Origin of the sequence: Deinococcus apachensis DSM 19763, assembly GCF_000381345.1 — a bacterium.
GTDB lineage: Bacteria > Deinococcota > Deinococci > Deinococcales > Deinococcaceae > Deinococcus > Deinococcus apachensis.
Genome location: NZ_KB906423.1, coordinates 14,374 through 28,098 on the forward strand (window position 1 = coordinate 14,374; position 13,725 = coordinate 28,098).

The following is a 13,725-nucleotide window of genomic DNA, read 5'->3' on the forward strand; positions in this document are numbered from 1 at the left end:
GTCCCTCCACCTCAGCGCCCGCTCTCTCCAAGGAGGAGGAGCATTCGGTTCCCGTCCCCCTCAACCGGCACTAAGGGTCTGGACCATGGCGTCGAGCAGGGGGGCGTGGGCCGGGTTGCCCTGCACCACCCAAACTGCGTCCCCGCGCAGCAGCACATACACCGGCCGCATGCCGTCCTCCCCCTTCACCAGCAGCCGCCAGGCCCGGCCTGAGGGGGTGTCTACAGTCCCCTCTACTTCCGGCGTGCCGTCCGTAAACGGCCGCAGCGCGTCGGGATGCAGCGTCAGCAGGGAACGGACGTACGCCGCGTCGTTCCCGGGTCCGTTCCCCGCCCGGGCATACTTCTGAGCCTGCATCACCGTCACGGCGTCCATCGCGCCCAGTTCCAGCACCTCGACCCGCCCGGGGGACTCGCGCACGGTTTCACCCCGCAGGTACCGGAAGCGGAGCTGGCCCTCGTGGGTTGCGCTCAGGTCGCGCTCGCTGACATTTGCCCAGTACGGCAGGGGGGAGGTCACAGCCTTCACCCGCCCATCCAGCGTGCCCACCAGCAGCACCAGGCCAGACTCGGTGATCAGCCGGTCCTGGGCGGGGACGGTGATGCTCGCCCCACTCGCCGTCTTCACCCGCATCTGGGGCTGATGCCAGACGGCGGGCATCACGAAGGACAGGGTGACCGTGCCGTCCGCACCCACGGTGCCACCCGACACCGGCCGACCTGCGCCCGCGTTCGGCACTCCCAACCGGGCGACCACCCGGACCCGCGGGGGGAGGCCGCTGGCGCGGACAGTGACCGGCGTGTTCCCCCGCAGTTCTCCGGCGGGCACGAAGGCCCGGGGCTCGGGTTGCCGAGCGGCGCGGGTGACCTGCCACGGTCCGTCCCCCCCTCGCGTCAGGGTGACGTACAAGGTGGGGGCGCGCCCGACCAGCTTGTATTCCCTGGAGTTCACGGTCCATAGCGGTTGCCGGTATGGAACGACGGTCCCGCCCGTTGCCTGGTGCAGCAGGGCGCGGTCGGAGCCCGGCAGACGAGAAGCCCGGCAGGGGGTGTCGGTGGTGACTACGGCGGCGCAGGTCAGCGTCGGCTCGGGTTCGAGTTGCGGCCCGATGGCGAGGGCGGGTGTGGCCGCAACGAGGAGGAAAATCAGGATTCGGGCGAACGACATGACGGGGATCCTTTCAGGATGAGGTGAAGGGCTTCTGACCAGGAAACGGCCCCTCCACTCCCGGAAGGGGCCGCCAATCGGTGGTGTTAGACGAGGCGGGGTGGACGGAACAGGGCCAGGAGCCTGGAGAAGAAAAAGCGAGGTGGGAGTATGGCGCGGGCAGCATGCACCTGACGGCCACGCTGCGTTTCGTCACGCAGACCTTCAGCCTGTGGTTGAGCCATGTACAGGTAGGCGTAGGGATGGGCGGAGGGGTTGGGGTTCATGTGTTCTCCTTCTGCCCGCGGGCATGGCCTTCTCGGCGGCCCACATCGTGCCCGTCCCGGCCTTCCAGGCACATCGGCTGCTTGTGCCATCCCGGCTCAGCCAAACAGCGCATGCCTCCTTCCCCGAAACAGCCGGGCGTCTTCGTTCGCAGGGGAGCCAGGCGGTCCCCCAGTGAACCGGGCAGGGACTGGGGGTGAGCCGGTTTCCCATTGGCGAGTCGACCACCGAAGTGGGAGGTCGTTTCCTGAACGAACCCCTCACTGATCAGCCCGACGGAGACCAAGACCAATGCACCTACCGCTGGGCGGCGGCGCCCTCCGCCCGGGCAGGCCACCGCCGGACACCTGGGTCGCGAAGGAGGAAGAGGCCGTAGAGGGCCATCACCGAGGAGATGCCGAGCTTCGCGGTCAGCAGCACCGGTGACGCGTGCTCTACCGCGAGTCCCTGCGACGCGCTGAATTGGATGAAGTCATTGAGCGCGTGCAGCGCGATGAGCGGCCAGATCGACCCGAGCCGGAGGCGCAGTGCGGCAAAACCGACCCCGCCCAGGATCGACGCGATGATCTGAACAGCCACGAACGCCGGGTCACGGCCGACCAGGAGCGAGTTGGCGTGAATGACGCCGAACAGCAGGGCCGATCCCAGGACCGCGTGCAGGGTTCCGAGAGGTGCCAGGCCCTTCAGGATCACGCCGCGGAAGATCGCCTCTTCCTGAAAGCCGATCAGCAGCGTCAAGACGAGCAGCACGAGGGCCTTGCCGAACGGTGGAACGTCGATCCCCACCAGCAGCGCGGGCGCGATGAGGAGCGCCACGGGGAGCGCGAGCAGGACCAGGCTGCGGGGGCGTTCGGGCCGCCGAAAGCCGGAGGCGCGCCACCAGCCGAGGCGGGTGAGCAGCACCGCGGCGAACAGGGCGTTGAGGAGCAGGATGGGCAGGTCGAGGGCGAGGAGCGGCACGTTCGGCAAGAAGAGTCTGGCGGCGCCGAGGCACAGGAGCAGGATCACTTCAAGGGCCAGCATCACGAACAGGGCGAAACGCCAGGGATGTTGTTCCGGGGAGAGGACGAGGGGCATGCTCCGGCGGTTGGGCTCGTCTGGACGGGTCGTCATACAGGGCTCCTGCTGAGCGGGAATTAGGGGACGGCGACTTTCCAGAGCAGCGCGTGACCCAGTGTGAAAGCCCACTGAGACGGGACGGAAGTCACTGGAGGCCTGATTGGCGTATAGGGAGGGTTGTCGCGCTCAGCGGAGCGTCTGCCGCAGAAACTCCACAACCGCTGTCAGCAGCCCGCGCTCGAGGGGGAGTTCGCCATTCGCGTAGGTGGCGAAGTTTGCTGCGGCGTCCAGCGGCGCCGGAACCAGGACGTGGTTGACGCCGCGCGCAAGGTGAACGCGCGCGGCAGACTGCGCGGCGGCCAGCAACCAGGCGTCCTCGGGGCGGACCTGGAGGTCGCGGTCCCCCTGCACGATCAGCGTGGGCACGTTCACCGCGGCGATCAGGCGGGCGGGATCGTACTTCAGGCTGCTGACCAGATAGGGCTGCACGCTGGGTCGGAACACCGGCGCCAGGGGGGGCGAGACCTCGGCCACGCGCTCACCCCGGCCCAGGGCGTCCAGAATCCGGTTCGTTTCCTGCACCAGCTCGGGTGGGTTGGCGGGGTTCTGCGTGATCTGGCGACGGATGGTCGTACCGATGTCCTCGCCGGGAGTCGCCAGCAGGATCAGGGCCCGCGCGGGCGACGGCGCTGCTCCAGCCTGCCCCTGCACGGCGGCGAGCGCGACGGTGCCGCCCTCACTGTGGCCGATCACGGCGACTGGTCCGAGATCCGGCTGCGCTGCGAGCCACGTCAGCCACGCCCGCGCGTCGGTCACCAGGTCGTCAAAAGTCAGGGCCTCCTCACGGGGGTCGGCCAGGGTGCTGGCGCCAACCCCACGTTTGTCAGGCCGCAGCGAGGCGATCCCCCATGCGGCGAGGTTCGCTGCCAGTTTGCGGTAGGTGCCCGCGGCACCAGCGAGGCTGTCACCGTCCCGGTTGGTGGGTCCACTTCCCGGCAGGATGAGCACGACGGGGGGGCGCCCGTGCTGGGGACCGTCTGGCGTCTGGAGGGTGGCGGCCAGCCGGGCGCCGGGCACTTCTAGGGTGACCTCGCGGGAGGTAGCCAGCGCGGGGGTGAGCAGCAGAGCAGCGGTCAGGGGGAGCAGCAGTCGGGTGGACATAGGGCCTCCTCAGGGGAAGAGCGGGACGGGGGAATGGGACGCGCGAAGGTACCGACGCGATGGGCCTTTCGGTTGGGAAGGGCAGAATTCGCACGGCCCTCGGAAAAGCACGGTTCAGGGTGCCGGGACGGCTGCCGAGCGGGAGGGGGGAGGCGCCCGGGTTGAGTGGTCTCCCGTCCCGATGGCGGAAAACTCCACCGGTTTCAGCCGGCACACCCGGTCAGACAGGCAGTTCGGTGCGGCACCGTTCTCGGTCATGGGTTGAACGTAAGCCGGGCAGCTGGCACCGGACGTCAACCCTTCGGTGGATACGGCGTTCCACCCATCGCTGCTTGGACAACCTCCGGGGCGGGCGTCGGGGAACCGAGCGAGTCGAATTCACGCTGTCAGGGAGCCGTATTCAACTTTGGTCTAACGGCAGGCACGAGCCGGTCGTTCAGCCTGAAGGGGTGCCACAGGATGCCCCCCATTTTCGACATCTCAGCCACGTGACCCTGTACGTGCCCGACCTCCAGGTGGCGGTGGCGTACTACCAGGCGGCCGGTCTGCTGGCTGAATGGGTCGCGCCGTCAGAACCTGGAAGCGGGCAGCGCGCCCGATTGTCCTTCCCGGGAGGAGGGCCGTCCCTGGAGGTGCATACCGATGCCCGTCGGCAGTTCACCGATGTCCAGCTCGCCGTCACCAATCTCGACGACACATACCGGGCGCTGAGCCGACAACCTGCCGTGGTGTGGCTGGAGCCCCCGTGCGGGCCAGCGGGCCAGCGGAGAGCCACCCTGCGCGGGCCGGACGGCAACGTCCTGATTCTGGGCGAGGCCACAAGCCCTCTTTTAAGAAATGATTAAGCTATGGTCATGCGTTCAAGTGGACCGATCCGGGTGCTGCTGGTCGACGATCATGCCGTCGTCCGGCAGGGCATCCGGATGTTTCTAGGCACGGCCGAGAACATCGACATTGTCGGGGAAGCCCGAAACGGCCAGGAAGCCCTCGACCTCACCCAGCAGCTGGAGCCGCACGTGGTGCTGATGGACCTGAACATGCCCGTCATGGACGGCATCACGGCCATTCGCGAACTGCGCCAGCGCTGTCCGGACGTGGAAGTGCTGGCCCTGACCAGCGTCCTCGAAGACCGGAAGGTCATAGACGCGGTGCAGGCGGGCGCCACCGGGTACCTGCTCAAGGACACGGATGCCGACGCGTTGGAAGAAGCCATCTACGCGGCGGCCAGGGGCGAAGTCCGGCTGCACCCCGAGGCCGCCAAGCGCCTGGCGCGGGAAGTGCGGACACCGGACATGCGCGAGCACCTGACACCCCGGGAGACGGAAATCCTGAGGCTGGTGGCGAGGGGGCGCGCCAACAAGGAAATTGCGCGGGAGCTGGGGGTCGAGGAACCCACGGTGAAGACCCACCTGACCCGGGTGCTCTCGAAGCTGGGCCTCGCCTCCCGGACCCAGGCCGCCATCTTCGCGTTCAAAGAAGGCCTGGTCGGGCTTGAGTGAGGCGGCGCCCGTCTCTCCAACACCCGGGCAAAGACGGATGACCGTCCGGCTCCGTTTCCCTCTCGCCACGAGAATCATGCTGGCCGTGGCCTTGTGGATCCTGCTGCTGAGCGGCGCCGTCATCCTGACGGTCACGCGCGGATTCCAGGACACCCAGCGCCACGCGGCCAGCCTGGCCAGCAGCGGGGTTGAACGTCAGATCGAGCAGCGTCTGGCGGCCCTCACGGTGAGGGAAGCCAATCTCAGCGAGGCCCGGCTGTTGCAGGCGGCCACGGCGACAAGAGTGGTGGCCCGGTCCTGGGAGAACCTCTTGAGGTCCCCGGCATCCCCACCGGCGCCAGACCTGTCTCGGACGCCCTCAGGGGTGAGCTACGACGGCACACCCGCCCGCCACAGCGATGTCTGGGTCAACCGGGATGTTTCCCTGAACGCCCCCGTCCGGCGTGATGTTCAGGACTCGCAGGCCCTGGACGCCCTGCTGCTTCCCCTATTGCGGGAAACCCCGGATACGGCGGCCCTCTACTTCCTGAGCCGTCACAACGTCGTGCGGTACGCGCCGCCCATCGGCCTGTACCGGCGGGTGCCAGCCACCCTCGAGTTCACCCGGCAGCCCATCTACACCCGGGCCCTGCCAGCCTCGCGCTCGCAGGCCAGAACGGTGTGGTCCCCTCCCTACCGGGATGACGCCGGGCACGGCCTGCTGGTGACGGCCAGCACCCCGGTGTATCTGAGGGGCGAATTCCGCGGCATCATCGCCGCGGACGTCTCGCTGGCGCGTCTGTCCACCACCCTCAGCAACATGAAGCCGACACCCGGCGGGTCCGTGCTGCTGCTGGATGCGGAGGGTCGGGTGATCGCCGCGCCCGAACGGGCCCTGAGCGCGCTGCTGGGCCGGGGCGCACCTCACAGTTCAGTCGCCCGCCTGACGCTGTCGCTGCTCCAGGACCCGGCCTCGGCGCTGCGGCCGTTGAAGGGTGAGTTTCGGCGGCACCGGAGTGGCGTGCGGCTCCTCCAGGCCCACGCCACTCCCTACCTGCTGTCGTACGCACCGCTCCGCACGCTGGGCTGGACCCTGGTCATGCTCGCGCCGCGGGATGAGGTCGTGGCGCAGCATGCCAGTGTGGCCCGCGCCATCACGCGAGATGCCGACCAAACATTGCGTTGGACGGTCACTGTGTTGTTGGCCTGCTTTCTGCTGGGCCTCATCGTTGCGGAACGCCTCGCACATTCGGGGCTCGTCCGGCCCATTTCGCGGCTGACCCGGGCCGCCCGGGAGGTCACCGCGGGCAACCTGGACGTGCGTCTCCCAGAACGGGGGAAGGACGAGTTCGGCGTCCTGGCACGGACGTTCAACACTATGCTCACCACCCTGCAAGGCCATGGCCGTGAGCTCCGACGCAGCCAGGACCAGTACGAGCTCGCGGTGCGGGGCTCGAATGATGGCCTGTGGGAGTGGAAGGTGGACGGCGGGGAGGTGTACTACTCCCCCCGCTGGAAAGGCATGCTCGGGTACCGGCCGGACGAACTGGAGGGCAACCTCGTCACCTGGGAACGGCTGCTGCATCCCGACGACCGTGAGTCCACCCTGCGCCGCATCAGTCAGCACATCGCGGGACGGGGGGACCTGCTGGAATTCGAGTGTCGGCTGCAACACAAGGACGGCACCTACCGGTGGATTCAGTCGCGGGCCGCCACTCAGCGTGACCCGGACGGCCATGCGGTGCGCTTGGCCGGTTCGCACACGGACATCACCGAGCGCGTCGAGGCGTTTCATCTGCTGGAGCAGCGCGTCGCGGCACGAACGCAGGATCTCGAAGCGCTCCTGTCCTTTACCCGGAACCTGACCTACTCCGTGGACCTGAACGACAACCTGGACCGGCTGGCGAGGGGTGTGGTGGAGGCCACGAACGCCGTCGCAGCCGCCGTCGTGTTGACCGACACCACGGGCGAGACTCGTGTGGGAGGCCGATCGGGTTTTCCGGACGACCTGGAGATCAGGCCGAATGTCGCCGGGGGAACAGGGCCAGATGGCGCTCCCCCGCCTACTGGGACCGCTCGGAACCCTGTGCTCCGGCCTGGCGATGCTCCAAGCTCCAGGCCTCCGCAGGCCATGAGCAGTGTTCCTTTGACCTACGGCGAGCGGCCTCTGGGAGCCCTTCAGGCCTACTACACATCTGAGGAGGTGCTCGACGACGCCGAACGTCAATTGCTGACCGGCATCGCCGGGCAGGCCGCGGTGGTGGTGGAAAACGCCCGGTTGTTCGCTGGCGCCCGGGACCATGCGGCATTGGAGGAACGTCAGAAGCTGGCACGTGACTTGCATGACAGCGTCAGCCAAGCGCTCTACGGAATTGCCATGGGGGGACGGACGGCCCTGCGCCAGCTCGAGCGAAACCCCGACCAGGCGCCGGACTCGGTGCGGTACATGCTGTCCCTCGCCGAGGCGGGACTGGCCGAGATGCGTGCCTTGATCTTCGAACTGCGACCCGAGTCCCTGGAGCAGGAGGGACTCAGCATGGCTATCGCGAAGTTGGCGTCCGCCTTGCAAGCCCGGCATGGCTTGAAGGTCTCGGTCGACCTCTGCGAGGAGCCGGCACTCCCCATTGCGACCAAGGTGGCCCTGTTACGGATCGCGCAGGAGGCGACGCACAACACCGTTAAACATGCTGGCGCTTCCAGCGTTCACATTCACCTGCATGACCATCCAGACCGGATCGAACTGGTCATCGAGGACGACGGGTCCGGCTTTGACCCGGCGCAGCCCCGTCAGGGCAGTCTGGGTCAGACCACCATGCGTGAACGGGCCAGAGCGGTGGGAGCAGAGTGCCTTGTCAGGAGCGAGCCTGGCCAGGGCACAGCGGTGCGGGTGAGTGTGCCGCTGATCTGATCCGGCGCGTACGCCGCAGCATGTGCCGGTGACGATACGAACGGCTGAACCTCCAGGTTTTCCACTCGGCTCGGCACGGTCAAGTGCTGCTGGACGGTTGGCTCTTGGTTGTGCACCCACACCCACCGAATCAGGCCGAATCCCAGCGGATGAAGACCTGAAAGGCCAGGACCCGAGCTTCCTCCTTTACTGGAGAAGTACGTCCATCACGCGGTGCATCTCCGGTCCGTTCCACCGTTCCGTATCTCACCGGAGAGCCCGTGCCCTCTTCTGGGCGGTCGGTCAAAGGTTCGAGTCCTACAGGGTGCGCCAGAGATTCCCCGTCTGTGATGGGGTTTTTCTTTTGCCTCCTCGTGCCTGACGGGGCAGAGAACGCTGTTTGTCCCCAACCTGTATCCGAGGATCTGTATACCTGCCCCGCGTGCGGGCATTTCCGGGCCGTACAGGAGAACAGTCCATGCCCTATGCCGCCCTCGCCGTCTTGAGGGGGTCCGTGTTGCGGCTCCCGGAGTCGGAGGGGTCAATGAGCCAGAAACTCGACGACCCGCACGGGGCGCCTTCCCGACGAGGACACTTCTTGTTTCGGCCCGCGTCTCAGCCCAGGTCGAGTTCCTTCAGGATGTCGTTCATGCGGGCGCGTTCCTGCCCCGCGCTCTCGGAGTCGCCCTGCCCCAGGTGCCAGTCCACGAGCTGGGCGCGGGCCTCGATGTTGAGCGGGTCGGCGGTGATGAGGGTCCGCAGGGCGTCGCGCCGCTCCAGGCTGCCCTCGGGCTGGGCGTCGGCGTAGACCTGGAGGGCGTCGTGCAGCAACCTCTCGGCGAGTTCGCGCTCCTCGTGCAGCTCGCTGGCGAGGTCCGGGAGCGCGTCCGGGGGTCCGGCCTCCTGGCGGATCAACGTTGCCAGACGCTCGGCATCCCGGGTCATCAACGCGTCTTGCAGGTCGGCGAGGTCACTCTGAACCGGAAAGGCGAGGGTCAGGCGCCCGCGCGCGGAGCTGATCAGGTTCACCCCGAAGGTGCTCCGCAGGTGGTACACCGCCGTCTGCAGGCTGGCGAGGGGATTCTTGGCGTCCGGCCAGAAGCGTTCGGCCAGCGCCTCGCGCGGCTGGGAGCGGCCCGAGAGGGCGAGCGCCACCAGCAGCGCCGCGCTCTTGCGGGTCGGGAAATCCCCCGCCCGCCAGGTGCGCCCCGCGTGGGTGAGCCGCAGCGGCCCCAGCACCCGCAGCACGAGCGGGAACAGTGCCCGCGAGGCGTCGTCCTGCACGTGGGCGACGAGGCGCCACGCGGCGGAGCTGCCCAGCAGGGCGCGGTAGCCGTGGGTGCGAATGAGGTCCAGCGCCTCCTGCAAATCCTCCGGCTCTCCCCGGTGCAGCAGGGCGGTGGCGAGTTCCAGCCGGGCGTCCTCCCGGCGGGCCTCCTCCACGACCACGCCCAGGTCGCCGTCCCCCTGGAGGGCGGCCTCCAGGCCAGCGCGCAGGCCCAGGGTGCGGGCCTCCTCCAGGGCGTCCCGGGCCGCGTCGGGCTCGCCGAGTTCGCGGTAGGCGCGGGCCAGGAGCAGCCGGGTCTCCGTGTGCAGGCTGCGGTCGGCGGAGTCCACGGCCTCCAGCAGGTCGCGCGCCCGCTGGGGAACGCCCGCGTGCAGCGCGAGCAGGGCCTGGACCCGCGCCACCCAGCCCGTCACCTGCCCCAGCCCGGAGCGTTCGGCGAGCAGCCGCGCCTGCTCCAGATGGGTCCGGGCCTGCGTCCCCTCCCCCAGCAGCGCGTGGACCTCGGCGAGGTTGACGTGGGTGAGGGCCGTCTCCTCGGGGTGCTCGTCCTCCAGCAGGCGCAGCACCTGCCCGTAGGGGGCCAGCGCCTCCTGCAGGAGGCCGCGCCCGAACTGGAGGCCGCCCAGCGTCTCCAGGCTGCGGGCCTCACGGCGCAGGTCGCCCGCCTCGCGGAAGGCGGCGACGGCCTCATCGAGGCTGCGCTCGGCCTCGGCGTGGCGGCCGAGCTGCACGAGCAGGGTGGCGCGGTTGTGCGCCGCCTCACCCCCGGTCAGGCCCCCGGCCCGGGCCGCCGACCCGAAATCCTCCAGGGCGCCCGGGGGATTGCCCCGCACCGCGCGCACCACCCCCCGCGCGTTGTGCGCCAGGGGTCGAAGGGCGGGAGTCAGCCCCGGCAGCGCCCGGGAGTACAGCTCCTCGGCCCGTGTGAGGTCGCCGGACGCCCGCGCCAGCAGCCCCGCGAGGTAGAGCGCGGTGGGCTGTTCCCGCCAGTAGGGTGGCAGGACCCGCAGGCTGGCCCGCAGCGTTCCCGTTCCCGCCCCCGCCCGCAGGTGCCCCGCGAGCAGGGTGAGGTGGTCCTCCCAGGCGGCGGCCTCGCGCAGCAGGGTCAGGGCGTCGGCGGTGTGACCCGCCCGGTGAAGCAGCCCCGCGACCGCCCGCGCCGCCTCCCCCCCCGGCAGCGGGCAGAGGTGACGGCGTAGCGGCCCGGGAATCCTCCAGCCCCCCGGCACGGCCCATAACCAGCCACCGTCGGCGAGTGCCTCGACGGTCTCCGGGGCGACATTCAGAGTTGCCGAGACATCCGGGGTTACCAGCGGGGTGAGGGCCAGGGCGCGGTAGGCGGGCAGCAGGGCCTCGGGGGGCAGCAGGGGGGCCAGCCCCGCCGCGACCAGGGGGTGCCGGTACCACTCCTCCCCCTCGGATTCGGGGGACCCCCCCTCCGCCAGCACCCGGGCAAGCGGCAGGGCGGCGGGCCAGCCCCCGCTCAGGACGAAGGTGGCGGCAGCCCAGCGGTCGTGTGGGGCCAGGGCCCGGTGCCACTCCCCCTCGCTGTAAAGCAGGTCCGCACCCGTCAGGATCAGGGGAAAGGCCCCCTCGGGCCGGGTTTGGGCCCAGCGTGCCACCTCCCCCCGGGTGCGGGGCCACCACAGCCAGCCTTCCAGGCCCTCGGGCGGTGGCTCGCGCAAGACGCTCAGCCCCCGCTCCCGCGCCCAACTCAGCAGCGCCTCCTGGCCCGCCCCCACGTCCACGGGAGCGATCACCCGGCCGGGTGCCGCTTCCAGCCGCGGACGCAGGCGCCCAGGCAGGTCAATCATGAGCCAAGTATAGAAAAAACCTTCACCCTCCCCGTGAGGGCTCAGAAAAGCGGAAGCCTTTGTGTTTTTTTTGAGACCCCTTTGATGGAATGAACTCACCCAAGAGTTCCAGCCGGAGGAGACCCCGATGAAGAAGACGACCCCCACCATCCTGAGCCTGTCCGTCCTCCTCGCTGCCTGCGGGCAGAGCACGCCCCAGCTCTCGGCCCCTGCCAGCACCGCCGCCTCCGGTTCGGCGCTGAGCGCCCAGGCCACCACCCTGACCGAGTGCCAGGCGCTTTACGCCACGGCGCCCAGCGGCGTGCAGGTGGACAGCACGATGCGCTACGGGCAGGTCGGCACCCTGATCCTCTCCTTCGCCGACGACACCAGCAAGGGCCGCGCGATCACCTGGATGGACTCCAACCTGCCGGTGGACCTCGGCAAGGGGCTGGGCGCGCTCCAGAACCTGCCGGTCGTCGCGGTGAAGACGCTGGTCACCCAGGACCTGGTTCAGAAGCTCAAGGCCAACCTCCCCGGCCTGGTGTCGGTGTACCAGGACGCGCCGCTGAAGTACAAGCTCGCCGAGAGCGTGAAGTTCATCGGGGCGGACGTGGCGCGCAGCACCTACGGGGTGACGGGCAAGGGCGTGGGCGTGGCGGTGCTGGACTCGGGCATCGACGGCACCCACCCCGACCTGAAGAACGTCGCCAAGAACGTGAAGCTGGTCGGCCCGGTCACCGACGTGGGCGTGGGCGGTTACCTGTACGTGGACACCCCCGACAGCGACACGACGAGCGGGCACGGCACCCACGTCGCCAGCACCATCGGCGGCAGCGGCGCGGCCTCTGAGGGCTCGGCGCGGGTCCGGCGCGGTGTAGCGCCCGGCGTGACGCTGGTCGGCGTGGGCTCGGGCGAGGCCCTGAGCATCCTGTACGCGCTGGAAGGCTTCGATTTCATCCTGAAGCCCGAAATCCGCGAGACCTACAACATCCGCGTGATCTCCAACTCCTGGGGCTCCAGCGGCGAGTTCGCCCCCTACAACCCCATCAGCCTGGCCGCCAAGCGTGCCTACGACGCGGGGATCATCGTGACCTTCGCGGCGGGCAACGAGGGACCCGGCGCGAACACCCTCAACCCCTACTCGGCCAGCCCCTGCGTGATCAGCGTGGCGGCGGGCGACAAGAAGGGCTACCTGGCCGACTTCAGCTCCCGTGGCCGCAGCGGTGACAAGCTGGTCCACCCCGACGTAACGGCTCCCGGCGTGGACATCAGCGCCGCCCGCGCCCTGACCGGTGTGGCCGCGACCACCGTGCCCGATGTGGACAACCCGCAGTACGCCACCATCAGCGGCACGAGCATGGCGACCCCCCATATCAGCGGCGTGATCGCCCTGATGCTGGAAGCCAACCCGGGGCTGACGCTCGACAGCGTGATGTCGATCTTCCAGAAGACCAGCCGCCCGATGTACTACTCGGTCGCCACCGACGACGGCCTCAACCCCACCCAAACAGTCGTCAAGCGCCGCGAGCTGTGGGAGGTCGGCTACGGCTACGTCGACGCCAACGCCGCCGTGCGCGAGGCCGTCCGCCTGAACCCCACCCGCTACGCCGTCACCACGACCAACCTGCCGGGCTGGAGCAGCACCGTCGCCACCAGCGTCTGCGGGCCTCAGGTGAACTGCGTGACCACGTCGCAGGACACCCACACCCTCAGCGTCCCTGCGGGCTCCAGCGCCCTGCGCGTCGCCACCGAGTGGGGCAACCCCGCCTACGACCTCGACCTGGATGTCTACAACCCCTCCGGTCAGCTCGTCGGCTCCAGCGCCCAAGGCACGAGCACCGGCGAGGCCGTCAGCATCCCCAACCCGGTCGCGGGCAACTGGAAGGTCGTGCTCAAGGGCTACCTCAACCCCCAGACGACCTACACCGGCACCGCCCAGGTCGACAAGATCGTCCGCCAGTAAGGTTCACGCCAAAGCAGAGTCCCTCCAGATCGGGGGGACTCTTTGCTGTGGGTGGTTGAGAAGACCCCTCATCCCCTCGCTGCGCGAGGCCCCTCCGCTGGCGGCTGTGCCAGTCTCCCCTATTGATAACGGCTTAGGTTCGGGACGCCCATTACGCTTCTCGCCCCCGTGCTTCCGGCCAGCAGGGGCCCTCCACCCAGGGTCGCGTCTCAAACCAAGCCCGGAATCAATAAGAGACTGTCTGGAAAGTGTGTAGGAGAGGGCTGTTCCGGAAAGGGTACCATTTTTGCGTGACTCGGCGCCGGACCTATTCAACCGACACCAGCGATGCAGAGTGGGCCATCCTCAGCCCCCTGATCCCGGCGCCCCGACCCGGTGGGCGACCGGCCCGTATTGCTCGTCGGGACATCGTAGACGCCATCTTCTACGTCAAACGCGGCGGGGTCTCCTGGCGCCTGTTGCCCGCTGATTTTCCCCATTGGAAGACGGTGTACGACTACTTCCGTCAGTGGAAGCAGAGCGGGCTGTGGGAGCGCATCAACAATGCGCTCCGGGCACAAACGCGGGAGGTCCTCGGACGAAACGCGGTGCCTACCGCTGGCATCGTCGACTCGAGGAGTGTGAAGACCTCTCAAAAAGGGGGCCCCGCGGCTACGACGGCG

9 protein-coding genes are annotated in these 13,725 nt (G+C 68.9%); 5 read left to right on the plus strand and 4 right to left on the minus strand.

All coding sequences use genetic code 11. The features are described 5' to 3' along the window. Positions 1-60 precede the first annotated feature (60 nt). From F784_RS0120480 to F784_RS0120495, 3 genes are all read right to left on the minus strand, one after another. Entirely contained in the window at positions 61-1,167 is a 1,107-nt protein-coding gene (locus F784_RS0120480; RefSeq protein ID WP_019588587.1) for a hypothetical protein, read from the minus strand. A gap of 561 nt (positions 1,168-1,728) precedes the next feature. After that, positions 1,729-2,544: a CPBP family intramembrane glutamic endopeptidase gene (locus tag F784_RS0120490; protein ID WP_019588589.1), complete on the minus strand. Its 816-nt coding sequence runs from the start codon at positions 2,542-2,544 to the stop codon at positions 1,729-1,731. A gap of 132 nt (positions 2,545-2,676) precedes the next feature. Beyond that, positions 2,677-3,651, minus strand: coding sequence for an alpha/beta hydrolase (locus F784_RS0120495; protein ID WP_019588590.1), 975 nt, complete (start codon positions 3,649-3,651; stop codon positions 2,677-2,679). A 449-nt stretch (positions 3,652-4,100) separates the two neighbouring features. On the opposite strand from F784_RS0120495, the gene F784_RS0120500 reads away from it, so the two are divergent. The 3 genes from F784_RS0120500 (at position 4,101) to F784_RS24970 (ending at position 8,037) form a co-directional block, all read left to right on the plus strand. After that, the gene (locus tag F784_RS0120500; protein WP_157465419.1) at positions 4,101-4,496 is read left to right on the plus strand and encodes a VOC family protein; all 396 of its coding nucleotides are present in this window, start codon (positions 4,101-4,103) and stop codon (positions 4,494-4,496) included. Between the two features lie 3 nt (positions 4,497-4,499). Further along, positions 4,500-5,150 (plus strand): response regulator, encoded by a 651-nt coding sequence (locus F784_RS0120505; protein WP_019588592.1) that lies wholly within the window; start codon positions 4,500-4,502, stop codon positions 5,148-5,150. 85 nt (positions 5,151-5,235) lie between these two features. Next, a complete protein-coding gene (locus F784_RS24970; protein WP_169405722.1) occupies positions 5,236-8,037 on the plus strand; it encodes a PAS domain-containing protein in 2,802 nt (933 codons plus the stop codon). A gap of 594 nt (positions 8,038-8,631) precedes the next feature. On the opposite strand, the gene F784_RS0120515 is transcribed toward F784_RS24970, so the two are convergent. Continuing rightward, the gene (locus tag F784_RS0120515; protein ID WP_019588594.1) at positions 8,632-11,118 is read right to left on the minus strand and encodes a tetratricopeptide repeat protein; all 2,487 of its coding nucleotides are present in this window, start codon (positions 11,116-11,118) and stop codon (positions 8,632-8,634) included. Between the two features lie 127 nt (positions 11,119-11,245). Between F784_RS0120515 and F784_RS0120520 the strand changes: the two genes are divergently transcribed. Then, a complete protein-coding gene (locus F784_RS0120520) occupies positions 11,246-13,063 on the plus strand; it encodes a S8 family serine peptidase (RefSeq protein WP_019588595.1) in 1,818 nt (605 codons plus the stop codon). Between the two features lie 290 nt (positions 13,064-13,353). Next, the coding region (locus tag F784_RS25665) for a transposase (RefSeq protein WP_169405723.1) at positions 13,354-13,725 on the plus strand (372 nt) is incomplete at its 3' end.